General features: G+C 64.4%; 27 protein-coding genes and 1 riboswitch. Of the genes, 17 read left to right on the top strand and 10 right to left on the bottom strand.

Translation table 11 applies throughout. The features are described from left to right. Window positions 1-22 precede the first annotated feature (22 nt). The 12 genes from QZ814_RS12075 to QZ814_RS12020 all read left to right on the top strand — a co-directional run bounded on the left by QZ814_RS12075 (window position 23) and on the right by QZ814_RS12020 (window position 11,077). The gene (locus QZ814_RS12075; protein ID WP_294332490.1) at window positions 23-1,918 is read left to right on the top strand and encodes a head maturation protease, ClpP-related; all 1,896 of its coding nucleotides are present in this window, start codon (window positions 23-25) and stop codon (window positions 1,916-1,918) included. A 2-nt stretch (window positions 1,919-1,920) separates the two neighbouring features. Then, window positions 1,921-2,253, top strand: a complete 333-nt coding sequence (locus tag QZ814_RS12070) for a DUF2190 family protein (RefSeq protein ID WP_294332488.1) — start codon at window positions 1,921-1,923, stop codon at window positions 2,251-2,253. 396 nt (window positions 2,254-2,649) lie between these two features. Beyond that, complete coding sequence (locus QZ814_RS12065; protein ID WP_294332486.1) at window positions 2,650-3,378, top strand: hypothetical protein; 729 nt, start codon at window positions 2,650-2,652, stop codon at window positions 3,376-3,378. After that, window positions 3,345-4,151 carry a Shedu immune nuclease family protein gene (locus QZ814_RS12060; RefSeq protein WP_365898615.1) on the top strand — a complete coding sequence of 269 codons (807 nt, stop codon included), beginning with the start codon at window positions 3,345-3,347 and terminating at the stop codon, window positions 4,149-4,151. The genes QZ814_RS12065 and QZ814_RS12060 overlap by 34 nt, the downstream gene beginning before the upstream one ends. A gap of 40 nt (window positions 4,152-4,191) precedes the next feature. Next, on the top strand, window positions 4,192-4,647 hold the full coding sequence (locus QZ814_RS12055) for a hypothetical protein (RefSeq protein WP_294332484.1): 456 nt from the start codon (window positions 4,192-4,194) through the stop codon (window positions 4,645-4,647). Then, window positions 4,622-5,668, top strand: a complete 1,047-nt coding sequence (locus QZ814_RS12050; protein ID WP_294332482.1) for a serine/threonine-protein kinase — start codon at window positions 4,622-4,624, stop codon at window positions 5,666-5,668. Before QZ814_RS12055 ends, QZ814_RS12050 begins: the two co-directional genes overlap by 26 nt. A gap of 807 nt (window positions 5,669-6,475) precedes the next feature. After that, window positions 6,476-7,147, top strand: coding sequence for a hypothetical protein (locus QZ814_RS12045; protein WP_294332480.1), 672 nt, complete (start codon window positions 6,476-6,478; stop codon window positions 7,145-7,147). A gap of 90 nt (window positions 7,148-7,237) precedes the next feature. Next, window positions 7,238-7,771 (top strand): hypothetical protein, encoded by a 534-nt coding sequence (locus tag QZ814_RS12040; protein WP_294332477.1) that lies wholly within the window; start codon window positions 7,238-7,240, stop codon window positions 7,769-7,771. Next, window positions 7,771-8,013, top strand: a complete 243-nt coding sequence (locus QZ814_RS12035) for a hypothetical protein (protein ID WP_294332474.1) — start codon at window positions 7,771-7,773, stop codon at window positions 8,011-8,013. Before QZ814_RS12040 ends, QZ814_RS12035 begins: the two co-directional genes overlap by 1 nt. Further along, entirely contained in the window at window positions 8,000-9,016 is a 1,017-nt protein-coding gene (locus QZ814_RS12030) for a tyrosine-type recombinase/integrase (RefSeq protein ID WP_294332473.1), read from the top strand. Before QZ814_RS12035 ends, QZ814_RS12030 begins: the two co-directional genes overlap by 14 nt. 95 nt (window positions 9,017-9,111) lie before the next feature. Further along, window positions 9,112-10,314: a TIGR04063 family PEP-CTERM/XrtA system glycosyltransferase gene (locus QZ814_RS12025; RefSeq protein WP_294332471.1), complete on the top strand. Its 1,203-nt coding sequence runs from the start codon at window positions 9,112-9,114 to the stop codon at window positions 10,312-10,314. Window positions 10,315-10,348: 34 nt separating this feature from the next. Then, window positions 10,349-11,077: a hypothetical protein gene (locus tag QZ814_RS12020; RefSeq protein WP_294332469.1), complete on the top strand. Its 729-nt coding sequence runs from the start codon at window positions 10,349-10,351 to the stop codon at window positions 11,075-11,077. A 7-nt stretch (window positions 11,078-11,084) separates the two neighbouring features. On the opposite strand, the gene QZ814_RS12015 is transcribed toward QZ814_RS12020, so the two are convergent. Both QZ814_RS12015 and QZ814_RS12010 read right to left on the bottom strand, forming a co-directional pair. Then, a complete protein-coding gene (locus QZ814_RS12015; RefSeq protein WP_294332467.1) occupies window positions 11,085-11,318 on the bottom strand; it encodes a hypothetical protein in 234 nt (77 codons plus the stop codon). A 35-nt stretch (window positions 11,319-11,353) separates the two neighbouring features. Next, on the bottom strand, window positions 11,354-11,584 hold the full coding sequence (locus QZ814_RS12010) for a hypothetical protein (RefSeq protein WP_294332464.1): 231 nt from the start codon (window positions 11,582-11,584) through the stop codon (window positions 11,354-11,356). An 89-nt stretch (window positions 11,585-11,673) separates the two neighbouring features. Between QZ814_RS12010 and QZ814_RS12005 the strand changes: the two genes are divergently transcribed. Together QZ814_RS12005 and QZ814_RS12000 are read left to right on the top strand one after the other, a co-directional pair. After that, the gene (locus QZ814_RS12005; RefSeq protein ID WP_294332462.1) at window positions 11,674-12,291 is read left to right on the top strand and encodes a S24 family peptidase; all 618 of its coding nucleotides are present in this window, start codon (window positions 11,674-11,676) and stop codon (window positions 12,289-12,291) included. Continuing rightward, the gene (locus tag QZ814_RS12000) at window positions 12,288-12,905 is read left to right on the top strand and encodes a 50S ribosomal protein L11 methyltransferase (RefSeq protein ID WP_294332459.1); all 618 of its coding nucleotides are present in this window, start codon (window positions 12,288-12,290) and stop codon (window positions 12,903-12,905) included. The genes QZ814_RS12005 and QZ814_RS12000 overlap by 4 nt, the downstream gene beginning before the upstream one ends. 7 nt (window positions 12,906-12,912) lie before the next feature. Here QZ814_RS12000 and QZ814_RS11995 read toward each other — a convergent pair whose 3' ends face one another. The 4 genes from QZ814_RS11995 to QZ814_RS11980 all read right to left on the bottom strand — a co-directional run bounded on the left by QZ814_RS11995 (window position 12,913) and on the right by QZ814_RS11980 (window position 18,423). Continuing rightward, a complete protein-coding gene (locus QZ814_RS11995; RefSeq protein WP_294332457.1) occupies window positions 12,913-14,940 on the bottom strand; it encodes a M13 family metallopeptidase in 2,028 nt (675 codons plus the stop codon). A gap of 147 nt (window positions 14,941-15,087) precedes the next feature. Continuing rightward, window positions 15,088-16,500 carry a type I glutamate--ammonia ligase gene (gene glnA, locus QZ814_RS11990; RefSeq protein WP_294332454.1) on the bottom strand — a complete coding sequence of 471 codons (1,413 nt, stop codon included), beginning with the start codon at window positions 16,498-16,500 and terminating at the stop codon, window positions 15,088-15,090. Between the two features lie 93 nt (window positions 16,501-16,593). Next, on the bottom strand, window positions 16,594-16,932 hold the full coding sequence (locus tag QZ814_RS11985) for a P-II family nitrogen regulator (protein ID WP_294332453.1): 339 nt from the start codon (window positions 16,930-16,932) through the stop codon (window positions 16,594-16,596). A gap of 183 nt (window positions 16,933-17,115) precedes the next feature. Next, window positions 17,116-18,423, bottom strand: a complete 1,308-nt coding sequence (locus QZ814_RS11980) for a methyl-accepting chemotaxis protein (RefSeq protein WP_294332450.1) — start codon at window positions 18,421-18,423, stop codon at window positions 17,116-17,118. Window positions 18,424-18,582: 159 nt separating this feature from the next. Here QZ814_RS11980 and QZ814_RS11975 point away from each other — a divergent pair, with 159 nt between their 5' ends. Together QZ814_RS11975 and QZ814_RS11970 are read left to right on the top strand one after the other, a co-directional pair. After that, window positions 18,583-18,837, top strand: coding sequence for a hypothetical protein (locus tag QZ814_RS11975; RefSeq protein ID WP_294332444.1), 255 nt, complete (start codon window positions 18,583-18,585; stop codon window positions 18,835-18,837). Window positions 18,838-18,967: 130 nt separating this feature from the next. Then, window positions 18,968-19,783 carry a ferredoxin--NADP reductase gene (locus QZ814_RS11970; RefSeq protein ID WP_294332439.1) on the top strand — a complete coding sequence of 272 codons (816 nt, stop codon included), beginning with the start codon at window positions 18,968-18,970 and terminating at the stop codon, window positions 19,781-19,783. A gap of 42 nt (window positions 19,784-19,825) precedes the next feature. Here the strand turns inward: QZ814_RS11970 and QZ814_RS11965 are convergent, their stop codons facing one another. Further along, on the bottom strand, window positions 19,826-20,878 hold the full coding sequence (locus QZ814_RS11965) for a low specificity L-threonine aldolase (RefSeq protein ID WP_294332437.1): 1,053 nt from the start codon (window positions 20,876-20,878) through the stop codon (window positions 19,826-19,828). 54 nt (window positions 20,879-20,932) lie between these two features. Next, window positions 20,933-21,043, bottom strand: a riboswitch (SAM-I-IV-variant riboswitch). Between the two features lie 206 nt (window positions 21,044-21,249). Continuing rightward, window positions 21,250-22,074: a type I methionyl aminopeptidase gene (map, locus tag QZ814_RS11960; RefSeq protein WP_294332433.1), complete on the bottom strand. Its 825-nt coding sequence runs from the start codon at window positions 22,072-22,074 to the stop codon at window positions 21,250-21,252. 53 nt (window positions 22,075-22,127) lie between these two features. Between map and QZ814_RS11955 the strand changes: the two genes are divergently transcribed. Beyond that, the gene (locus QZ814_RS11955; RefSeq protein ID WP_294332432.1) at window positions 22,128-22,883 is read left to right on the top strand and encodes a molybdopterin-binding protein; all 756 of its coding nucleotides are present in this window, start codon (window positions 22,128-22,130) and stop codon (window positions 22,881-22,883) included. A gap of 167 nt (window positions 22,884-23,050) precedes the next feature. Here QZ814_RS11955 and QZ814_RS11950 read toward each other — a convergent pair whose 3' ends face one another. Both QZ814_RS11950 and QZ814_RS11945 read right to left on the bottom strand, forming a co-directional pair. Continuing rightward, window positions 23,051-23,977, bottom strand: coding sequence for a bifunctional riboflavin kinase/FAD synthetase (locus QZ814_RS11950; protein WP_294332431.1), 927 nt, complete (start codon window positions 23,975-23,977; stop codon window positions 23,051-23,053). Between the two features lie 52 nt (window positions 23,978-24,029). Next, window positions 24,030-24,515 (bottom strand): hypothetical protein, encoded by a 486-nt coding sequence (locus tag QZ814_RS11945; protein WP_294332428.1) that lies wholly within the window; start codon window positions 24,513-24,515, stop codon window positions 24,030-24,032. Window positions 24,516-24,535 lie beyond the last annotated feature (20 nt).

Below are 24,535 nucleotides of genomic sequence, written 5' to 3'. Positions count from 1 at the left end.
GGCCCTGCGCAGGTTCCCTGTCATGGAAATCTTGCTCTACGGCACTATCGGGGACCCAAAGGCGCGGCTGGACGCGAACGCGGTCTGCGCCCGCATCCGAGCCGCATCGGGGGATCTTACCCTTCGCGTCAATTCGCCTGGCGGCTTGGTCTTCGACGGGCTAGCCATCTACCAGGCGCTGAATTCGTACCCGGGCAAGGTTATCGCGTACGTGGACGGTCTGGCGGCTTCGATCGCCAGCATCATCGTCATGGCGGCGGATCAGATCATCATGGCGGAGTCCGCCATGATGATGATCCACGATCCCGAAGCCGACGTGGCCGGGAACGCCTCGGCTTTCCGGTCGAGTGCCGACACCCTCGATAAGGTTCGTGACCAGCTGGTTCGCATCTACGCGAGCCGGACGCAGCTGGAGCCGGGAGCGCTGGTTGCGATGATGGCGCGCGAGACCTGGATGGGGCCCGAGGAGGCGTTGGGATACGGCTTCGTCACCGCCATCGGCCCTCGCCTGAAAATCGCTGCCGTCGCCGATCTGGCTTCCTTCGGCTTCCGCAACATCCCCTCTCACCTGAAAGGCATTTCGATGGACAAAAATCTTCCGCCGCCCGCCGCATCTCCGGCCGGCGCGCCGCAAATCATGAACCGCGTTCCCATCGCGCCAATTGCGACGATCCGGCAGATCGTCGCACAGGCCAAGCTTCCCGCCGAATTCGCGCTCGACCTGGCGGAGCGGGGGCTCTCGATCGAGGACGTGCGGAATGCCGTGATTGATCAGCTCGCGGAACGCGCGCCCGTCATCACCAGCTATCTTCCGCAGGACCAGCGCTTCGGAAACCCGGGGTTCCACGCACAGGCGATGGCCGACGCCTTGTACTGCCGGATGTCCGGCCGTCGCCCCGAGGGCGCTGCTGCGGAGGTCATCGCCCTCAGCATGACGGACATGGCGCGGGAGATCCTTGAACACTCCGGCGTTCGTGGCGTCCGCCGGATGCGTGCCGAAGAGGTGCTGAAAACGGCCACGATGATGCCGCGCAACGTCGGCGAGCACACCATCAGCGACTTTCCCAGCCTCCTACAGACTGCCGGCCAGCGTTTCCTTCTGGACATGTTCGAGGCTGCAGCGACACCGCTGAAAACCATCGCGCGTCAGCGGTCCGCCAACGACTTTCGGGCAATGAACGCTCTGCAATTGAGCGGTTTCGGTATTCTGGAGCAGGTGCCGGAAAGCGGAACGATCAAGCGCGGCACATTCGGTGCCAGCGGTGAAGCCTACGCGATCGGGACCTTCGCGAAGATCTTCAGCATGTCCCGTCAGGCCATGATCAACGATGATCTGGGTGCTTTCACCGATCCTGTCCGCACGATGGCGAGGGCTGCAGCCGAAACGGAAGCCAAGCAGTTGGTCGCCTTGCTGAACGCCAATAATGGCCTCGGCTTTCCCATGTCTGACCTCAAACCGCTGTTCGATCCGGCACACAACAACATCGCGGCAACGGGTGCCGCGCCGAGCGTCGCGACGCTGGATGCGGGCCGACAGGCGATGCGGAAGCAGATGGATGCCGATGGTGTCACCCCGCTCAACGCCGTTCCCCGCTACATCCTGGCGGGCGCCGGGCAGGAAACCACGATCGAACAGCTCCTCACCACGCTTGCGGCGAACCAGGTGGCAAGCGTCAACCCGTTCAGCGGCAAACTGACGCCGTTGATCGATTCGCGCCTGCCGGCGCAGGCGTGGAGCCTCTGGGCAGAACCCTCGGCCCTCCCGGTACTCGAATACGCATATCTGTCTGGCGAAGAGGGGCCGCAGATGGACACCCAAATGGGATGGGACGTGCTGGGCATGGAAACGCGTGTCGTCCTCGATTTCGGCTGTGGCCTTGTCGATTATCGCGGCGCCTATCTGAACAAGGGGGCTTGAGCATGAAGAACTACATCTCCGCGCCAGATGGCGCGAGTTTCGTTGCTCCCTACGCGGTGGCATCTGGCGGAGGTGCGCTGATCGGCCCGGGCCTGTTCGGCGTTGCCAAGATCGCCATCGCATCCGGACAGAGCGGACCGTTCGAGCTGCGCGGCATCTTTCAGCTGCCCAAGGCAGCCAGTGCCATCGCGGCGGGCGTCAAGCTCTACTGGGACAATAGCGCCAAGGTTCTGACTACGACCGCGACCAGTAACACCCACGTCGGGGCCGCCGCCGCTGCTGCCGCGGCGGGCGACGCAACCGTGCTGGCGTATCTGCCCGGTATCGCGATCTGAGGAGAAGCGAAGGGCGGATATTCGCGGGGTAAGGGACCGCCCTGGGCTCGTTTCCTGGCCCATTGACATCCTGACCGCGACGGCAAACGGCAGGCCGCAAGCCGGGGAGGGTAGCTGTCGTCTCCCGGTAGCCGTCGTAGCTACGCCCCCCATGCGACTCGAGGTGCTGTGCATCTATTGTCGCGAAGGGAAAATCGAAGCACTTAATCGCTGTCAGCGGGTGCTATCACAGCTGCATGATCATGACGCCTCAGTATATTGCGAGCGGGCCAACCAGGTAGTTGTTGCCGGTATCCACTCCAAAATCGGCCTACGGCCGACCCTCCCAGCGTGCCGCCAGCGATAGGTCTCAGATGAGCACCTTGCACAATAAGTCAGGGTCGATACTTTTGGCCCATGTCCGCTGACCTCTTCGCACCCGAGCAACAAGACGACGATGAAATCTCGACGACGGGCCCGTCCCCTTTCGGCGAAGCGCGCTTCGTCGTGTCGTCTAAAGGTCAGCGGGCGATCGCTACAATTCGCGCCCCCGATGCATTGGTTCGAGGTGTCGCTACGCAATACCTTGATGGAGAACAGCCCGAGCCACGCGCCGCACTAGTCATGGATTTTGATGCTAAGACAATCAGCATATTTCCACAGTTAATCTATTTCTCCGATCGCCTCTACGGCCAAAAATATCGTAGCATTCGCGAGATTGAAATCCCTCTGCCAGAACAATCTAAAATGCCGACGGATCATTTCGGTGTTGTTAGTATAATGAGGGAAATTCCTAACGGCTTTATCAAGGACCCATCTTTTGGACTTGGTTTTGTCAAAGAGATGCGTCCCCTGATAAATTCTATTGAGAAGATAAATGGCGTTAGTTGTCTAATTATTTCCGAGCGAGAGAATACGCGAGTAGAGTCAAATAGATTCTATCTTAATATGGAAGAATATCTCTCGCTAAGAAACGGGATGAATAGAATCGCGCGTTTGCACCAAGCTGAAAGCTTGGTCGAGCGTGAGCTGATGGCGCACAATGCTTCAATACATAAAGCGAGGCCGGATTTATTTGAGTTCAAAGAGCGACCTTACAAGCCGGGTACAGTATTCAAGCTTCTAGGGGGTACAAAAACAGCTTAGTAACACTCCGTGGTCGAGACAGAATAGGTATAATCAATGCGATAACCGCGAATGCGGATGCTATAGCGGAGCGAGATCCTAAAGAGTTTGCTCAACTTCAGAAAGATATAGAAGTTGTTAGTCTGGATCGGCTTATAGAATCTTTCCGTAGGCATCTGCGACGTAATAGCGTCGAAGGCGCTTGGCAGCGACTCCTTGAGTTGAATCCTTTTCTTCTCTCGATGCTTTTTGGACAGCCGGTGGTAATCATCAGGCCCAGTGCATCTGTTGGTGGGCAAACCATTGCAGGCAATGGAACAAAGATAGCTGACTTTTTGGCCGCGAATTCGATCACTCACAATGCGGCCCTTGTCGAAATTAAACGGCCTAATACCCCGCTACTGGGGAGTGAGTATCGTGGTGGCGTCTATCCTGCATCGCGTGACCTACTGGGATCTGTAACGCAAGTGCTCGACCAGCGCTTGAAGTTGCTCACCAGCATCGCTCAGACCCGCTACACCAGTAAGATAAACGATCTAGATGTATCAGCCGTTGAATGCGTCGTAGTGGCTGGGCAGACGCCTGTGGGTGAAGAACTTGTCGCGTCATTCGAGTTATTTCGTAGTCAACTAAAAGACGTGCGAATTGTAACCTTCGATGAACTGTTAGAGAAGTTAAAGATACTACGTGAGTTGCTAACCGGCGAGCGATATGTATCCAATATTGAAGATGATGAGTCTGACTGGTGGGACGTGGTCGGCTCGGACTTGGAGGAAGATGACTCATGCGGTTGAATATGGAAGAACGGCTCTTCTCGACAGGAGTTGATGGGAAGTGATCACTATCGGTATTCGAGCTGAACCGAAGGGGCTCACGTTCGCCATATTCGATAGCAATGATCGCAGGGTTTTGAACGTCGAAGAAATTCGGATTCCAGCGGCATTCACAGTGCCTGAGGGATTGAAATACGTCCGCAGCAACCTTCTGGACGTGCTGCGTGAGTACAAGGTGGCAAAGGCGGGTGTGCGAGTAACGGAGCCTAATGCTCATAGTATGAGTATTGCGCGGATCCAGATAGAAGGTGTTGTTCAGGAGGCCTTCGCGAGTAGTGCTGTCTCTGCGTACTATGTTGGCCAAATATCCTCCATTGCGGCGCGGCTCGGCTTAAAGCGGACCGACTTCAAGCCTCTCACGGCGGGCTTGAAGGAGCCAGAAGTAGAAAATTGGTCCCAGCACTCGCTGGTTGAGCGAGAGGCGATACTTTGTGCAATGGGGGCTGTTGATGCTTAATCCATATGAACTTGGTCAGGTGGCCTTCAGGAAGATCAACGAGATCGGACAGGATGGAAGGAACTCTAAGACTTTTACGGCTCATGATTTGCAGCTGAACGCCGATATAGTGATTAAACAAGTTTCAAAATCGAGCCTGACTTCTCCACAGGAGTATTTTAGTGAGTCTCGCGCACTTTATGCGAGTGCTCATCCAAACGTGGTTCAGCTGCATTATGCCTGCCAGGATGCGTCAAATGTGTTTATTGCGATGCCATTCTACTCTAACGGATCAATCAAGCCGCTGATTTCCAATGGGGCGCACCTGACGGTTCGACGAATCGTTGTGCTTGCCTGTCAGACATTGAGTGGTCTTCACAATATCCATTCTAAAGGATTGATTCATTTCGATGTGAAGCCGGACAATATTTTGCTATCGGATCGTGGAGACGCGATGTTGTCAGACTTTGGTTTGGCAAAGCAGATGCTGGGTGGGGTGGCCCACCCGGGGAAGTTCTATACTTCGATGGTTCCCCCCGAAGTGCTGGCTGGACATTCTAAATTTGATCTGACCTACGACATTTATCAGATTGGCTTAACTTTGTATCGCATGTGTGTAGGCAATGAGGAATTTAATAGGCAGTTTCAGACCTACACCAATCAGACCGACTTCATTAGGGACGTGAGAGCAGGAACGTTCCCAGACCGAAAACGATTTCCGCCGCATGTGCCTGCGCGCTTGCGCACCGTAATCAAGAAATGCCTCAAAGTTGATCCTGCGGAACGCTATCAAAGCGCGATCGAGGTTGCGAATGCGCTGGCCACAGTCGACGGGCCCGAAATGGATTGGCAGTTGACAGAAGTCTCCGGAACACGCACTTGGGCGAAGAACGAAGGCGGAACGGAAATCAAGCTCCAAGTCAATGCGGCTGGGCATGCCACATGTGTCAAGGTTTCGCCCTCGGGAACAGAAAGACGTATCAAGGCGATGTGTCGTAGCGTGACCGATGGTGAAATTCGCACCTTCTTAGGTGAAACGTAATGGCTAAGATCAAGAATGACCGGTGCCAATATATTGGTCGAGCTGACCTTGTTTCAAAAAATGTATCAAATAACGTGGAATCTTTCCGAAAGCCGGATCCTGCAGCGGCTGGCCGAATCGTCAAGAAAATGGCGGTAATGAGGCGAGGTTTCATCGAATTTTGATGATGGAAAAATGCCTTTAATGTTCTCTGGAAGCTCGTTTATTGATTAGGCGAAGCTGTTAAATTTTTTACGTTCCTCCTCAGCGGCTCAAGAGATTGTACGGCATGGCCGTTACAAGAGTGACGTCAAAGGCCTCATCCGTGCTATCCACAACGGTCCCCCCTTCGGAGGGCGCGGGCGCTGCTGTCGCTTCCAGAGCACCGTTGTAACAAGGGTGGTCTCGTGGCCGCGCGGTGGATGCTACGGAGAACAGGGGCGCATCTAGCCTTTGATTCGTGCAAGCCGTGGGTGCGCGTAGCCCGCCCCGTTACGCCTCTCTTTGGCCGCGCTGTATCGTCCAAGATTGAGCGGGCGGAGTGGTCCCCCACCCTCGCGCGCTATTTCAGATGCTCTGCGAGAATGATCCGAATAGCCTCTGGGCGGGTAGGCGGCGGCGTCTGTTGGGTGATCCAGACGTCGAGAGCTTGCAGCTGCTCCGGCTGAAGGCGGACGCCGATCAGCTGGCCCGCCTGAGCCGGGCGTTTGCGTTTCGTGTTATCACCAGTTGCAGTCGGCATGATCTCGTGATAACACGAATGCGAGCCGAGGGGAAGTTGGCGCTTCCACCCCGGCCCTAACCACAACGTCTGTTGAGGAGACGATTATGGCTGATGCCGCCCGTATCACGGGCGCGCCCTCGCGCGCATCTGGATTTTCCGAAGACTTCTCCGCTACTCGACGCGCGGCCCTAGGCGCGATGATCGCCGGCGCTGCCCTGGCGCTCCCGGCATTGGCAGAAGGGCGACCAGCCGCCGCCGTCACTGACTGGGACCATCTTCACGCCCGGATGCAGGCCGCGAAAGCACGCGCCGAAGAGTTTAGGGTCACGGCATTTGAACCGATCCAGAAAAAGCTGGATCGGGTAGCGCCGCTACCGCCGATGTACTTCGAGGTCGGAGCACGTAGCGGGGAGGTCGCCCGGTATCCGCTCTATCCGTGGTCGCTCGATGCCTACCACGATCATGTCGTAGTTCCGGTTAGAGAGAGTGCGGCTGCCCTGGGGGAACGCTGGCGCGCATGGGAGGTCGCGAAGGAGACTCTTGGGTACGATCCCCTCCTGCAAAGGTTCAACGAGCTGGAGGATGCTTGGGGCGAGTTGGAAGACCGGCTGATCTTGATGCCGGCCCCCCATCACGCGGCGTTGCTGTGGAAGATCGCGCGTCTACTCGGACCTGATGGGCGACAGGAGAATGGCTGCACCGCCGCATGGTGTCAGGAATTCGCTGACGTGGTGATGGAGGACGCGCAACGGCTGTTGCGCTCGCAGCCGTGCTGAAATTCGACGGATGTACGTTGATTTGTTCAAGGGTTTGATTTAGACGGGTGTCCGTTGAAATCGGAGCGAACAATGTCTGACCTGGCCTCTATGTCGAACCTTCGCGCTGGCGCCGTCTACGGTGCTGCTCGCGTTCCCCCCACCACCGCTCGTACCTGGGCACTGGAGCTCGGCGAAAGCCGGCCCGGCGGTCACCCACGGTACGACATCACGGATGTCGTGATGCTGATCATGATGCAGCGACTGACGGTCGATCGATCCATGGCGGCCGCGCCGGCGGCGATTATCGTCAATGCGTTGCGGCCCTATCTTCCTGACATGATCGCGAAGATCGATCGCGAGTGGGCGGAGCACAAGGAACTACGTCCCGGTGGGCCCTATGCCGTCATCCATGGGCAACCGAGCCAACAAGATCCAATCCACTGGATGGCGATGGTCTTTGCTGACGAGGTGATCAAACTTCAGGATGATCAGTTCGGCATGGTTCCGCTCATTCTCCGGCTTCGTCCGATCATCGCTCTGTCGATTCATCGCCTCGAGCGAGTTCTCAGTGGCGAAGTGGAAGAGTGGAACGACGCTGCCGGCGACACCCTCGCGTCCCTCAGCCGCCGCGCGCTCGACTGATGGCCCGCTCCACCGCTCCCGACTGGCCGGCGATGATGCTCCGCGCGACTGCCGCGCGGTATTGCGACATGTCGGCTGCCGAGTTCGAAGGTGAGGTGGTGGCGGGTCGCCTGCCGCTTCCCGTTCGGCTGGGCAATGCGGAGCGGTGGAATCGCCGCGCGCTCGATGAAGCGCTGGAAAGGCTCTCCGGCTCGGCGCTTCCTGACTGGAGGAGCGAGAGCAAACTGTATGCGCAAAGGTAGCAGCCTCCTCTACGTCAAGATCGTCACCGCCAAGGGCAAGCGATACGCGTACTTCGACACTGGCGTGCTCAACCCTTCCGGTCGGAAGATTTACAAGCGACTGCCGCCGCTGGGGGACCCCGCGTTCGGCGCCACCTATGCGGCCTTACTGGCGGGGCGCACCAGGCGCGAGAATGTCGCGACCGAGCTGACGGTCCCGAAGCTGGTGGATCTGTTCCAGCGAAGCCCTGAGTTCCGCCAGCTCGCCCACTCCACACAGAACACCTACGGCATCTATCTCCGCCGCATCGCCGACGAGCTGAACACGGCGCCGGCGCAGGAGGTCGAGCGCCGAGACTTGCTGATGCTGCGGGACAAGATGGGCGATCGCCCCGGCGCAGCGAACGGAATGATCCGGACCGCCCGCGCGCTGTTCGGCTGGGGCAGGGGGCGGGAGCATGTCACGAACGATCCGTGCAGCGGCGTGGAGCTGTTTGCCTCGACCGATCATGCGCCGTGGCCGGAGGATCTGCTATCCGCTGCCCTGGCGAGCGCGGATGCTGCCGTCCGCCTTCCGGTGGCGCTGCTCTACTACACTGCTCAGCGGATCGGGGATGTCTGCGCCCTTCGGTGGAGCGACATCCGTGATGGCTTGGTCATCGTTCGCCAGCAGAAGACCGGCAAGGAGCTGGAGATACGCGTGCATCGCGATCTGGCGGCCGAGCTGGAACGCACTGCCAGGCGATCGATCACCATCCTTGCCGATCCGCGTGGCCGGCCGTTGAGCGTCAACGCATTGCGAGCTCGCCTGCAGCGCTTCGCCGAGGCGCAGGGGCACAAGGTTGTTCCCCACGGGCTGCGGAAGAACGCCGTCAACGCGCTCCTGGAAGCGGGCTGCAGCGTTGCGGAAACCTCGGCCGTCACCGGCCAATCTCTCCAGATGGTCGAGCACTACGCGAAGCGGCGTTCCACCCGCCGGCTGGCGGATGCCGCCATCCTCAAACTGGAGGGGGGAAAAAGGTGAACGGGAAAACTATTGGAAAACTCGCCCCGCGCGCCGCAGGAAATCGTGGGTTTCAGTTGACGTGCCGTTAAGCGCGCCGTGGCATGCAGGCGGCCATGCGAGTCCTCCATCTCCTGGATCATGGCCTGCCGCTCCACAGCGGCTATGCGTTCCGCACCCGCGCCATCCTCAAAGCAGAGATGGCGCGCGGCTGGGAGGTGGCGGCGGTCACCGGCCCGCGGCACGGCCCTGCCCCTGCGAGCGAGGAGGAGATCGACGGCCTGCGCTTTTTCCGCACCCGGCCCACTACGCCTGCGCTGCCGGGGCTCAGCGAATGGCGCGAGATCGATGCCTTTGCCCGGCGCGTTCATCAGGTGGTGAAACGATTCCAGCCGGACGTGCTCCACGCCCATTCCCCGGTGCTCTGCGCGCTCGCCGGGCTACGGGTGCGGCGCTGGACCGGGGTGCCCTTGCTCTACGAGATCCGCGCCTTCTGGGAGGATGCCGCGGTCGGCAACGGCACCGGGCGCGAGGGTAGCCTGCGCTACCGCGTCACCAAGGCGCTGGAGACGCATGCGGTGCGCAAGGCCGATGCCGTGGCGGTGATCTGCGAGGGCCTGCGCGACGACCTGATCGGGCGCGGTATCGATCCTGCCAAGATCGCGGTCTCGCCCAACGGCGTCGACATGGCGATGTTTGGCGAGCCGCTGCCCTATGACACTGCGCTCGCGGCGGAGCTGACGCTGGGGGATGCCGAGACCATCGGCTTCATCGGCAGCTTCTACGATTATGAAGGGCTCGACGTGCTGATCGCGGCGATGCCCGCGCTGCTCGCGGCGCGGCCGGCGATGCAATTGCTGCTGGTCGGCGGTGGTCCGGCCGAGGCATCGTTGCGCGCGCAGGCTGCGGCTTCGCCGGTTGCCGACCGCATCCGTTTTCTGGGGCGCGTACCGCATGACGCCGTCGAGCGCTATTACAGCCTGATCGACGTGCTGGTCTATCCGCGCAAGAAGATGCGGCTGACCGATCTCGTCACCCCGCTCAAGCCGCTGGAGGCGATGGCGCAGCGGCGGCTGGTCGCGGCGTCGGACGTCGGCGGGCACCGCGAGCTTGTTACCGATGGTGTCACCGGCACGCTGTTTCCCGCCGACGATCCGCGCGCCCTTGCAAAAGCGCTTGAAAATATTTTTGTTGCGCGCAATCAATGGGATCTGCGCCGAAAGACAGCCCGTGCGTATATCGAGGCGAAGCGCAACTGGTCTGTAAATATTGCCGTGTATGCCGGCCTGTATGAAAACCTTGCCATAAGTATGGCATGAGAACCACGTGGTCGCACACGTATCGGGTGAACGCATGAGGCTGCCGCTCGTACCCCTTGCCGCTCTCCTCGTTGGCGGCGTCTTTGCACTCTCGGCGGCTGCCGCACCGACAGCGCTGCTCGATACCGTATTTGCGGAAAACGGCATTTGCGGCTGGCTGTCGCTGCCCTGGTCCGAAGCGGCCCGGCCGATGGTAATGGTCGCTACCGGCGCCATCGGTAGCGGTGCCGGCGCGCTGGCGGCGTTGCTGGCGCCCGCGCGTCGCCCCGCCGACGTCGTGCCCCTGGTGGAGGCGGAGGACGTGACGCGCATGCCGATCATCCGCCGTGCCGATGCGCATCCGGATGCTCGCCCAAGGCCGCCGCTTCGTGTCGACCAGGAAGTCGACCTGCCGGCACCGCCACTCGGAATGCCGCTGTCGATCGCCGCTGCGGCGATGACCGAGCGCGACATCCCGGTCGATCTCGACCAGCCGCTCGCGGCCTTTGATCCGGAGGCGATCCCGACGGTGCCGCTGCCGCCGCCCGTGCCGCCGCGTCGCGAGCGGATGGCCGATGCCGGCGCCCGTGCCGGGCTCGCGCGCGACCCGGCCGAGCGGCTGGTCCGCCCCGAGACCGACGCCACGGTCCATGCCTTGCTCGACCGGCTGGAGCGCGGGGTCGTCCGGCGCAACCAGGGTGTCCAGGGGCGGGGCAAGGCACGACCCGAACGCAGCCCGGAGGATGCCCTCGCCACCTTGCGGAACCTTGCCCGCCAGGCCTGACCGGCGTTCAGCATTCCTCGACGGTCAACACCGCGAGCGAGACCTGCAGCGCTGCGCCGCGCCGTTCCTCCGCCTCGACCGCCAGGTCCGCGACGAGATGGCCGGATAGCGGCAGGTCGAGGTCGGGCAGCGCCGCCAGCCAAGCCCGAAGCGCCGGCGTTTCCTGCGCCGCGAGCACCAGGCGATGCCGGGCACCGGTGAAGGTCACGCTTGCCCAGGGCGTGGAATCCGCTTCGACCACGGCCACCGCGCAGCCCTGCGCCGCCGCCGATCCGATCAGCGCCCGCTCGAGCCGCCCGCCGACGCCGCGCCGCCGCGCCGCCCGGGCGTCCAGTCCGGCGGGGCGGCGAGGAACGCGCGCAGCCGGGCCGTCAGCGCCGGGCCCGGCATGCGCCCCCGCCGCAGATCGCCCACGAGCCGCGGGTCGCCCGCTGCAAGCCGGCCGAAGCGCGTCTCGGCCATCCGCGTCCGCGCCAGAAACAATTCGATTTCGCCCTGCAAGGACATCCATGTCCTCCTCCTGTCGACTCGGATGATCACGATATGTTCTCATCTGCCCCTTGCGTAGGAAAAATCCTGTGTGTAGGAAAGAGGGCATGGAAGCCGATGTGCACAGGGCGAATTTTGCGAGGCTGGTCGCGCAGCGCGGCGTGACGCTGGCGACGCTTTCGCGCGTGCTCGGACGCAATCCGGCCTATCTCCAGCAATATCTGATGCGCGGTTCGCCCCGTATCCTGGCGGAGCGCGACCGGGCACGGCTGGCGGAATATCTGGGCGTCGACGAGGTGCTGCTGGGCGGCCGGTCGTCGTCCGAGCTGGTCGCGGTACCGCGAATCGATCTGGGCGCGTCGGCCGGGCCGGGTGGCTGGGCAGAGGACGATGCGCTTCGGGCGCCCTTTGCCTTTCCGCCTGCCCTGTTGCGGCAGCTGGGCGTTCGCGCCGAGGCGGCATCGATGGTGCGTGTGGCGGGCGACTCGATGGCGCCGACGCTCAACGACGGCGACGAGATCCTGGTCGATCGGGACCGGTGCCGGATCGATCCGCGCGGCATCTTCGTGCTGCGGGTGGAGGAGGCGCTGTTCGTCAAGCGGCTGCGGCCGGCGGTGGGCGGGGTGGAACTGGTCAGCGACAACCCGGCCTATGCGGTCCGCTTCGTCCGTTCGGGCAGTTTTCGTCTGCTCGGGCAGGTGGCGTGGCTGGGGCGCGCCTTGTGACCGACGCCGAGGTTGCCGCGTTCGTGACGGCGCATCTCCCGGTGACAGCCGTGCCCGGCGTGCCCGAGCTGCGGATGCACAAGGCCGGTCCGGCGAGCGGCATCGGGCGGCTGGGGGCGGCGCCGCCCTATTGGGCCTATTGGTGGGCCGGTGGCCTCGCGCTGGCGCGGCACCTGCTCGACTATCCCGATCAAGTGGCGGGGCGCAGCGTGGTGGATCTGGGGGCAGGTTCCGGCCTGGTCGGCATCGCCGCAGCGCGGGCAGGGGCGGCGCAAGTGGTCGCCGCGGAGATGGATCCGCATGCACGCGCGGCGATCGCCTGCAACGCGCAACTGAACGACGTCACGCTGGCCGGCATCGCGGGCGACCCGCTTGCGGGCGATGTGCCCTCGGCCGATCTGCTGCTGGTCGGCGACGTCTTCTATGCACCCGACGTCGCGGTGCGGGTGACGGCCTTTCTCGATCGCTGCGTGGCAGCCGGCATCGCGGTGCTGGTCGGCGATCCCTGGCGGGCGCCGCTGCCGCTCGACCGGCTGACGCTGCTCGCCGACTATAGCGTCTGCGAAACCGGCACGCCGAAGCGTGCCGGGGTGTTCGCCTACCGAGGCGGTTGAGCGCCTCTTACCAGACGTGCACGCGCGCGTCGGGCGCGAGGTACAGCTTGTCGCCCGGCTTGACGTTGAACGCCGCATACCAGGCGTCCATGTTCCGGACGATGCCGTTGACGCGGTACTGTTCCGGGCTGTGCGGATCGGAGAGCAATTGCGCCCGCAGCGCGCCTTCGCGCGCCTTGCCCTGCCAGCTGGCGGCATAAGCGAGGAAGAAGCGCTGGTCGCCGGTCATCCCGTCCAGCACCTTGGGCTCGCCGTGGCGGGCGACATAGCGGCGATAGGCGGCAAAGGCGACTTCCAGCCCGCCCAGATCCGCCAGGTTCTCGCCCAGCGTCAGCTGGCCCTTGATGTGCGTGCCGGGGATCGGCTCATAGGCGTCGAACTGCTTGACCAGTGCCTGCGCGTGCGCGGTGTAGCGGGCGGCCGACTGCGGCGTCCACCAGTCGCGCAGCTTGCCGGCGGCATCGAACTGGCGGCCCTCGTCGTCGAAGCCATGGCCCATTTCGTGGCCGATCGTCGCGCCCGTCTCGCCATAGTTCACCGCCGGATCGGCGGCCGGATCGAAGAAGGGCGGGGAGAGCTGGGCGGCCGGGAAGGTGACCTGGTTCATCACCGGATCGTAATAGGCGTTCACCGTCTGCGGGGTCATTTCCCAGAGGGTCCGGTCCACCGGCTTGCCGAGGCGGGAGAGCTGCAGCTTCCATCCGAAGTCGCCGGCGGCAAGGTCGTTGGCCAGCGGGTCGGTCGCGCTGACCGGCATCGCCGCATAGTCGATATACTTGTCCGGATGGCCGATGCGCGGCTCGAACGCGGCGAGCTTGGCCAGCGCTTCCTTGCGGGTCGGTTCGTCCATCCAGGCCGCGCCCTTGATCTTGTCCGCATAGGCGGCGCGCAGATCCTCGACCAGCTCCTTCGACAGCGCCTCGGACGCCGGGCCCCAATGGCGTTCGGCGTAGATCTTGCCGAGCGCCTCGCCCAGTGCGCCGTTCACCTGGCGGACGGCGCGCTTCCAGCGCTCGGACTGCTGCTGCACGTCGTGGAGCGTGCGGCTGTAGAAATCGAACTGCGCCGCGTCGAACGCCTTGGGCAGGGTATCGGCATGGTCGCTGACGAAGCGGAAGCGCAGCCAGTCCTTCCAGGTGGCCAGCGGCACATCGCCCAGCCGCTTGGCCGCAGCGGTGACCGCGGTGGTCTCGCGCACCACCACGATCGGCATCTTGGCGAGGCCCTGATGGGCGAGCACGGCGTTCCAGTCGAACTCGGGCGCCAGCTTGGCGAGCTGCGCGCGGGTCATCGGGTTGTAGGTCTTCTGCGGATCGCGGCGCGCCTCGGGCGTCCAGTGGTCCTTGGCGAGGCTGGTTTCCAGCGCCAGGATCGCATCCGCCTTGGCCTCGGCATCGGGGATGCCCGCCAGCTGCTGGATCTTCACGATATAGGCGCGGTACGCCTTGCGGATCGTCTCGTACTTTTCACCGGGCAGGAGGTAATAGTCGCGGCTGGGAAGCCCCAGGCCCGACTGGCCGGCCATCACCGTGTAGCGGGTCGGGTCCTTCTCGTCGGCGGAGATGCCGATGCCGATCGGGCTGGCATAGCCGGGATCGGCCATCAGCAGCTCGAGGCTGCGGCGATCCTGCACGCCGTCGATGCGGGCGAGATAGGGCTTGAGCGGCGCGGTGCCGCGCGCCTCGATCCCTGCCTGGTCGAGATAGGCATGGTAATAGGTCGCGACCTGGCGCAGCACCGGGTCGCTCGGCGACGCGCCGGCATCCTCGATCAGCTTGCGGATCTCGACTTCGGTCTCGTCCGGCAAGTCGTAATTATAGCCGATCCGCGCCTTGTCGGCGGGAAAGGGCGCGTCGCGCAGCCAGCTGCCCAGCGCATAGCCGAAGAAATCGTCGCCCGGCTTCACGCTGCGGTCGATCGTGGTGAGATCGACGCCCCAGGGGCCGTATTTCGGCGGGCTGGCGGTCTGCGCGAGGGCGGGGGAGGCAAGCAGCGACGTACCGAGCAGCAGGGCTGCGAGACGCTTAAAACGCATGGAGGCGGGGTCCTTACTGGGTGATGTAGCGGGCTAGCACGCTGCAGGCCGGCGCGACAATGCTCCGCGCGCTTTGGCCGGTGCCCCCAAAGGAAAAGGGCGCCCGGATCGCTCCGGACGCCCTTTCCTGAAACCGATCCGGGCGGATCAGCTCGAATAGTACATGTCGTACTCGACCGGGCTCGGGGTCATTTCCCAACGCGCCACGTCGCCACGCTTGATCTCGATATAGGCCTCGATCTGGTCCTTCGAGAACACGTCGCCCTTCAGCAGGAAGTCGAAATCGGCTTCCAGGCTGTCCAGCGCCTCGCGGAGCGAACCGCACACGGTCGGCACTTCGGCCAGCTCGGCCGGGGGCAGATCGTACAGGTTCTTGTCCATCGGGTCGCCCGGGTGGATCTTGTTCTGGATGCCGTCCAGGCCGGCCATCAGCAGCGCCGCATAGGCGAGATACGGGTTGGCCAGCGCGTCCGGGAAGCGGAACTCGACGCGCTTCGCCTTGCTGCCCGCGCCGTACGGGATGCGGCACGAGGCCGAGCGGTTGCGGCTCGAATAGGCGAGCAGCACCGGCGCCTCATAGCCCGGGACCAGGCGCTTGTAGCTGTTGGTCGACGGGTTGGTGAAGGCATTGAGCGCCTTGGCGTGCTTGATCACGCCGCCGATGAAGTAGAGGCAGGTGTCGCTCAGGCCCGCATAGCCGTTGCCGGCGAAGAGGGGCTGGCCCTTTTCCCAGATCGACATGTGGGTGTGCATGCCCGAGCCGTTATCTTCCTTGATCGGCTTCGGCATGAAGGTCGCGGTCTTGCCATAGGCCTGGGCGACCTGGTGCACGACATACTTGTAGATCTGCATGCGATCGGCGGTGGTCACCAGCGTGCCGAAGGTCAGGCCCAGCTCGTGCTGCGCCGCAGCGACTTCGTGGTGGTGCTTGTCGCAGGGCAGGCCCATTTCCAGCATGGTCGAGACCATCTCGCCGCGGATGTCGACGGCCGAGTCGACCGGCGCGACCGGGAAATAGCCGCCCTTGGCGCGCGGACGGTGGCCGAGGTTGCCGGCTTCGTACTCGCGGCCCGAATTGCCCGGCAGCTCGATGTCGTCGATCTTGTAGTAGCTGGTCGAGTAGCTGTTCTCGAACCGCACGTCGTCGAACATGAAGAACTCGGCTTCGGGGCCGACATAGATGGTGTCGCCGATGCCGGTGGTCTTCAGATACGCCTCGGCGCGCTTCGCGGTCGAACGCGGGTCGCGGGCATAGAGTTCGCCGGTCGACGGCTCGACGATGTCGCACACCAGGATCAGCATCGGGGTGGCCGAGAACGGATCGACCCACACCGCGTCCAGATCCGGCTTCAGGATCATGTCGGACTCGTTGATCGCCTTCCAGCCTTCGATCGACGAACCGTCGAACATCAGGCCGTCGGTCAGCTCGTCCTCACCGAGGACCGACGCGACCATGGTCAGGTGCTGCCACTTGCCCTTGGGGTCGGTGAAGCGCAGGTCGATCCACTCGATCTCCTGGTCCTTCACCATCTTCAGGATGTCACTGGCCGAATTCGCCATCGTAGGTGCCCTTTCGCTCTCTTTCGTCTGCCCGACGAATCGGGCAATAAAATTTCTTTCGCGGGTGCGTCATCGCGCCCGCGTCCGCCTTCGTCAAACGGCGTTTTCGTTCCGCTCTCCGGTGCGGATACGCAGCGCCGTTTCGACCGGAATCACGAAGATCTTGCCGTCGCCGATGCGGCCGGTCTGGGCGGCGGCGGCGATCGCCTCCACCACGCGCTCGGCCAGCGTGTCTTCCACGACGACCTCGAGCTTCACCTTGGGCAGGAAGTCGACGATATATTCGGCGCCGCGGTAGAGCTCGGTATGGCCCTTCTGGCGCCCGAAGCCCTTGGCTTCGGTGACGGTAATCCCGGAAACGCCCACCTCGTGCAGCGCTTCCTTCACTTCATCGAGCTTGAACGGCTTGATGATGGCTTCGATCTTTTTCACGTGTTCCCCCAGGCAGCGGGTGTCGAGCCGCGATCGGTGTGTGTGACGGTTGTTTAGCAACCTGCATGCCAGAACGGGAAGAGCCAGCGTGGGCGCACGCGCCGAACGGTTTTCGTCGTGCGGGATTGCCTGAACTTTGGGCAGGCGCTGCCCAATCCTGTGGCATATTGCCCCCGTGGCCGGTCAGGCGGCGCGGATGTCCGCCAGGAAGCGGTCGACCCCGTCCGACAGCGCCTCGGCGCCGCCGAGCAGGCCGGTGGCGAGGTCGGCGATCGCGGCGGCGTTGCGCGCGGCGGCCTCTGCCGTATCGCCCACCTGCTCGATGTCGCTGCGCACGCCGCGGGTGCCGGATACGCTTTCGCTGACGTTGATGGCGATGCTGCGGGTGGCGTCGTGCTGCGCAGCCACGGCGCGTTCGATGTTTGAGGAGAGGCCGGCAATGCCGTGGATCGCTTCCTCCACCCGGGAATGGTTGGCGGTTACCCGGTCGACCAGTTCGCGCACGTCTCCCACCTGTGCGCCGACGCTCTTGGCGGCCCGCCCTACCTGCCCCGCCAGCGCCTTCACTTCCTGCGCGACGACGGTGAAGCCCCGGCCGGCCTCGCCGGCGCGCGCGGCCTCGATCGAGGCGTTGAGCGCGAGCAGGTTCACCTGGCCCGCAATCTCGCCGATCACGCCGGTGACGGTGCCGACGGTCTGAGCGAAGGCGTCCAGCTCGGCGGTGCGGCTCCGGCTGTCCTCCACCAGCAGCACCGCCTCGGCGGCGCAGCTGCGGGCGGTGGCGGTATCGCGGCGGATTGCCTCCAGCGTCGCGGCGAGCGCGCTGGATTCGGCGGCGATCGCGGCGAGATTGTCATGGCTCTGGGCCACGGCGGCGGCCAGCGCCGTCGCCGCCGCGCTGTTGGTGGCGGCGCGGTCGGCGGTGGCATCGGCGCCGCTCCGCAGCGTTGCGGCGAGGCGGCGGAGCTCGACCGTCAGTGCGCTCACTTCGGCCTCGATCCGTTCGCTGGCGGCTTCGATCCGGCGCGCGCGGGCGGTCTGGCGTTCGGCGGCGCGGACCTGGTCCTCGGCGGCAAGCTGGATCAGCCGGCGGTTGCTGATCACCGCGAACAACTGCCCGTCGCGGGTGAGGATCATGCCTTCCTGCCCGTCCGCCGCCGCATAGGCGTCGACCAGCGTGCGCGTCTCCTGCGCATAATCGGCCATGGGGCAAGGGCGGACCAGCGTACCCAGTCGCTGGCCGTACGCGGGATTGCGCAGCAGTGCGTGGCCATAGGGATTGAGCAGCAGCCGGCGCACGTCCTTCTCGAACACCGCGCCGATCGGGCGCTGCACCCCGTCGAGCACCGGCAGCAGCCGCAGGCCGGGATCGTCCTGGAAACAGCGCACCGCTTCGCCGAGCGGCGTCTCCAACGTCAGCGAGCGCGGGTTGCGCTCGGCATTGGTGAGCCACTCGAGGAGGAAGCGGAGATGAGCGGGCGTGGTCAGCATCGGCGCCCTCGGTAGGGCAGGAGGGTAAACGAGCGCTTAGTATTTGATGACAGCTTCGCGACACCTGCCCATCCAATCTGCGCAACCTTGATATCGACTGTCCGTTGATGCGGTCGGGTGCGGGCATGGCCGTCCGCGTCCCAGTAAGGGATACCGCCGATGCGTCCCCTGCCGATGGATGCGCCTGCCCAGTTGCGGCAACGGATCATGGACCCGGGCGCGGACGGCGGCGCGCGCAGTCGGACGATCGCGCAGGGGCCGTTGGTCTTGCTGGTCCACGCGCTGTGCGCCGTCGCGCGTCCGGATCGGCAGCGTTGCTGGATCGAGGCGGGGCAGGACGTGCTGAGTGCCGACGACGCGCTGGCGCTGCTGCGCCACTGGGAGGCCGGCGTCCCCATCGAGGACAGGGTTTAGGCGGCCCTAGCGCTACTTTCTGGACGCAGCGGGCTTCTGATGGCAGAGGGCCGCCTTCATGTTTGCAGGACCCTTGCGCCCCGTGCGGCCGGCGGGGGTCCAGAGCGTTACGAACGAGGACCCGCTTTTCATGACCGTCGACACGCGCGCGCCCGCGCTGCTCCCCGAGCATCCCGCCTTCGCCACCGCCAAGGTGCTGTGGGTGCGCCACTGGAACGAGCATCTGTTCAGCTTCGCGATCGAGCGCCCGGCCAGCTTCCGCTTCCGCTCGGGCGAGTTCGTGATGATCGGCCTGCAGGGCGAGAACGACAAGCCGCTGATGCGCGCCTATTCGGTCGCCAGCCCGTCCTGGGCGGAGGAGCTCGAGTTCCTGTCGATCAAGGTGCAGGACGGCCCGCTGACCTCGAAGCTGCAGAGGATCGTGGCCGGTGACGACATCTATCTGGGCAAGAAGCCGACCGGCACGCTGGTCGCCGACGCGCTGCTGCCCGGCAAGCGGCTGTTCCTGCTTTCCACCGGCACCGGTCTCGCGCCGTTCCTCAGCGTCGCGCGCGATCCGGACATCTATGAGCGGTTCGAGCAGGTCGTCACCGTGCACAGCGTGCGCCGGGTGAGCGACCTTGCCTATCATGACGAACTGGCGGGCAAGCTGGCCGAGGATCCGCTGATCGGCGAGCAGGCGGCGGCGCAGTTCCATTATGTGCCGACCGTCACCCGCGAGCCGTTCCACACCAGCGAGCGGATCGGCGCGCTGATCGAGAACGGCAAGCTGTTCGAGGGCGTCCCCGGCGAGGCGGCGCTCAACCCGGAGACGGATCGGATCATGCTGTGCGGGTCGATGGACATGATCCGCGACTTCGCCGCGCTGCTCGAGGGCAAGGGCTTCAAGGAAGGCTCGAACAACGCCCCCGGCGACTTCGTGATCGAGCGCGCCTTCGTCGGCTGAGCCCGGCTTCCCCCCGGAGCGGTGCTCCGGGGGATCGCCCGTTCAGGCAGCGAGCGCCGTCGCCCCGCTCACCGCGCGGATATCCGCTGCCAGCTGGTCCACCCGTGCCGGATCGGCATCCCAGGCGAACATGAACCGCGCGCCGCCGCCGATGAAGGTGTAGAAGCGCCAGCCGCGGGCACGCAGGCCCTCCAGCACCGGCTCGGGCGCGCGGACGAACACGCCGTTCGCCTCCACAGGAAACATCAGCTCCACGCCGGGCAGGCCATCGATCTGCGACGCCAGCCGCTGGGCGCAGCCATTGGCGTGGCGGGCATTGCGAAGCCAGGCGCCGTTCTCCAGCATGCCGACCCAGGGTGCCGCCAGGAAGCGCATCTTCGAGGCGAGCTGCCCGGCCTGCTTGCACCGGTAATCAAAGTCCTGCGCCAGCGCGCGATCGAAGAAGAGCACGGCCTCGCCCACCGCCATGCCGTTCTTGGTGCCGCCGAAGCAGAGCACGTCGACGCCCGCGCGCCAGGTGACGTCGGCGGGATCGCAGCCGAGCGTCGCCACGGCATGGGCGAAGCGGGCGCCGTCCATGTGGAGCTTGAGGCCGAGTTCGCGGCACACGGCAGAGAGCGCCTGCACCTCGGCGATGGTGTAGACCTGGCCCGTCTCGGTCGGCTGGGTGATCGTCACCACGCGCGGCTTGGGGAAGTGGATGTCGGAGCGGCTGGTCGCCACCGCGCGGACCGCGTCCGGCGTCAGCTTGCCGTCGGCGCTCTGCGCGACGAGCAGCTTCGATCCGTTCGAGAAGAATTCCGGGGCACCGCATTCATCGGTCTCGACATGGGCTGCCGCCGAGCAGATCACGCTGTGATAGGATTGGCAGAGCGCCGCCAGCGCCAGCGAGTTCGCCGCGGTGCCGTTGAACGCGAAGAACACCTCGCAATCGATCTCGAACAGCGTGCGAAAGGCATCCGCGGCGGTGTGGGTCCAGGGATCGTCGCCATAGGCAGGCGCGTGGCCCCGATTGGCGGCTTCCATCGCTGCCCAGGCTTCGGGGCAGATTCCGGCATAATTGTCGCTGGCGAATTGCTGGGCTTCGGTCGTCACGCGCTACGGGCCTTCTTGCTGTGGAGCAGGAGGCGGGCGACGACCGGAAATGTGGCGTGGACACCGTGTTGCCGGGTTCGGCCACATCCCTCCACTCATCGCGGAGGCACCACCTTGCACGGGGCAGGTTGGTGCCGGGCGTCGGCCCGACTCTTGATGCTGGCGGCCGGATAGCGGAAGTTGCTGGAGGGCGCAAGATTGTTGCGGGTGCAGGTTCAGGTGGAGGGGGCGCCCGCGTCGAGCCAACACCGTCATCTCCGCGAAGGCGGGGATCCATTGGCGCTGGTGCCGCGGTTCCTTCCCCCAGCGCACAGGCGAATGGATTCCCGCTTTCGCGGGAATGACCGTGGTTTAGGTTCTGCCCGAGCCTCTCAATACGGCGGCTGGTGCAGGCCCTTGGGGCTGAGCGTGAAGATCTCGCAGCCCGTTTCGGTGATGCCGATCGAATGCTCGAACTGCGCGGAAAGCGAGCGGTCGCGGGTCACCGCCGTCCAGCCGTCGTCGAGCAGCTTCACGTCGGGCCGGCCGATATTGATCATCGGCTCGATGGTGAAGAACATGCCCGGCTTCAGCTCCGGACCCGTGCCGGGGCGACCGACATGCACCACTTCGGGCGCGTCATGGAACACCTGGCCCAGCCCGTGCCCGCAGAAATCGCGAACCACGCCGTAGCGATGCTTCTCGGCATGGCGCTGGATGGCATGGCTGATGTCGCCCAGATGGTTGCCCGGCTTGGCCTGCTCGATGCCGAGCATCAGGCATTCATAGGTCACGTCGACCAGCCGGCGCGCCTTGATCGGCACGTCCCCGACCAGATACATGCGGCTGGTATCGCCGTGCCAGCCGCCGAGCAGCGGGGTCACGTCGATATTGACGATGTCGCCGTCCTTGAGCGGACGGTCGCCCGGGATGCCGTGGCAGACGACATGGTTGATCGAGATGCAGCAGCTATGGGTATAGCCGCGATAGCCGAGCGTCGCGGGCACGCCGCCGGCGGCGACGGTCATCGTGCGGACGATGTCGTCCAGCTCCTGCGTCGTCACGCCCGGCACGACATGCGGCACCAGCGCGTCGAGAATTTCGGCGGCAAGGCGACCGGCCTTGCGCATGCCCTCGAAACCCTCGGGCCCGTGCAGCTTGATGGCATGGCTGCGCGACTGCGGCATGTCCGCGGTGACGTTCACATATTCGGTCATCCTGCCCATATAGGCGTTTGCGCCGGGCTTTGCGAGGGCGTAGCGCTAGGCCCATGCAAGAGCGGATCTGGACAGCTGCCCTGGTGGTGATCGGCGACGAAATCCTGTCGGGCCGAACCCAGGACAAGAATATCGCGCAGCTCGCCACCTGGGCGAACGCGCAGGGCATCCGGCTCGCCGAGGTGCGGGTGGTGCCGGACAAGCAGGACGCAATCGTCGAGGCGGTGAACACGCTGCGGGCGCGCAACGACTATCTGTTCACCACCGGCGGCATCGGCCCGACGCATGACGACATCACCGTCGATGCGATCGCCGCCGCGCTGGACGTGCCGGTGGTCGTCCACCCGGAGGCGCGGGCGGCGCTGGAGGGCTATTATGCCAGCAAGGGCGGGCTGACCGAGGCGCGGCTGCGCATGGCGCGGGTGCCGGAAGGTGCGGACCTGATCGTCAACCGCATGTCGGGCGCGCCGGGGATCCGCTGGGACAATATCTTCATCCTGGCCGGCGTGCCGCACATCGCCGCGGGCATGCTCGATGCGCTGACCGGCACGCTGGAAGGCGGGCTGCCGGTGGTATCGCGCACGCTCGGCTGCTGGGTCGCCGAAAGCGAGATCGCCGATCTGCTGGGCGACACCGAACGCGCGCATGCGGGGGTCGCGATCGGCAGCTATCCGTTCTTCCGCGAGGGGCGGGTCGGCGCCAATTTCGTCGTGCGGGCGACCGATGCGGCGCTGGTCGATCGCTGCGTGGCGGTGCTGGCGGAAGGGCTGGCGGCGCGGGGGTTCGAGGCGGTGGACGGCGGGATCTGAGAGAAAACCTAATCGGCGCTCCGGAATCCCTCTACCCCCAACCCCTCCTCCCAGGAGGAGGGGCTTGAAGAGAGTAGAACCGCTTTCGAACGTCTAAGCCCCTCCCCTTCAGGGGAGGGGTTTGGGGTGGGGCGTGACCGAGTAGCTGTGTCCAGCGCTCCGGGACACTAAACCCGCGCCAAAATCTCCCGCGCTCGCGCCGAATCCTGGTCCATCTGGACGATCAGCGCGTCCAGGCTGTCGAACTTCGCCTCGGGGCGCAGATAGTCGATCAGTTCGACCTCGAGCCGCTGGCCGTACAGGTCGCCGCTGAAATCGAAGAAGAAGCTCTCCAGCAGCTCGACCGGCGGATCGAAGCTGGGGCGGATGCCGCAATTGGCGACGCCGTCCAGCACGCGGCCGTCCGGCAGGCGCCCCCGCACCGCATAGATGCCATAGGCCGGGCGCAGATAGGTGCCGAGCCGCATGTTGGCGGTCGGATAGCCGAGCTGGCGGCCGAGCTTGGCGCCGCCCTCGACGTCGGCGGCGATGGCGAAGGGGCGGGTGAGCAGCGTCGCCGCCGTGCGCGGATCGCCTGCCTTGAGCGCCTCGCGGATGCGGCTGGACGAAACCGTGCTGCCGTCGAGCGCCACCGGCGCCACCGTCTCGGCGGTGAAGCCGAGGTCCGCACCGAGCGCGGCCAGCGTCGCGATGCTGCCCTCGCGACCCTTGCCGAAGGTGAAATCCTCGCCGGTCACCACCCCGGCGGCGCCGACCGTTTCGACCAGCTGCTCGGCGAACTGGCGCGCGGTCAGGCGGGCAAGCGTCGCATCGAAGTGGAAGACCAGCATCGCGGCGGCACCCGCATCGCCGAACAGCCGCTCGCGCTGGTCGAGCGTGGTCAGGCGGAAGGGCGGGGCGTCGGGCTGGAAGAAGCGGCGAGGGTGCGGATCGAAGGTGGCGACGATCGCCGGCCGGCCCTCGGCGCGGGCGCGCTCCACCGCGCGGCCGACCACCGCCTGGTGCCCGAGGTGAAAGCCATCGAAATTCCCCAGCGCGACGATCGCGCCCCGGAGAGGCTGCGGAACCGCCGAGCCGCCGTCCAGCCGCTGCATGCGGCTGGCTATAGGGATTGGCCGGGGCGATGCCAATGGGTTGGGTTGACGATCAGTGCCGCGTTGTAACCACCGCGCTGGGCGCGCGATTGGCCGCCGCCTCCGCCTTTTGCGCGTCGATTTCGGAGGCGACCTTGATACCCAGAAGCAGCGTCAGGAAACATGCCAGCCAAAGCGTGGTCGGACCTGCCGGCCCGGAGAACTCGGCGCCGAAAATCTTGAAGGAAATCTCGCCTGCTTCCTTCCTCGACGACGACAAATGCTCGAACAAGGTGACGATTCCGAAGGCTGCACCGGCCGCAATCGGGAGCCCGAAGACATTGGTCGGGCCGGCCTCGTGCACCAGGCTGATCAGACCATCCCATTTCAAACCATTCCATGCCCGCGCTACAAGATATGCAGCCAAGACGAACAGGTAGGCGATGACGGACAAGAATATGAGCGCCAGGAACGCAACTCTGAAGGTGCTCGCATCCTTTGATTCCTGGGATTCATTCACAGGAGTATCGGGCGTTGCTGTCAAAGGATCGTTGATCATGGCTAACCTCTTGTGAGGTA

Origin of the sequence: uncultured Sphingomonas sp. (assembly GCF_913777625.1) — a bacterium.
Classification (GTDB): domain Bacteria; phylum Pseudomonadota; class Alphaproteobacteria; order Sphingomonadales; family Sphingomonadaceae; genus Sphingomonas.
The sequence above is the reverse complement of the archived record's forward strand: the minus strand, read 5'-3'. Positions and strand labels throughout refer to the sequence as shown.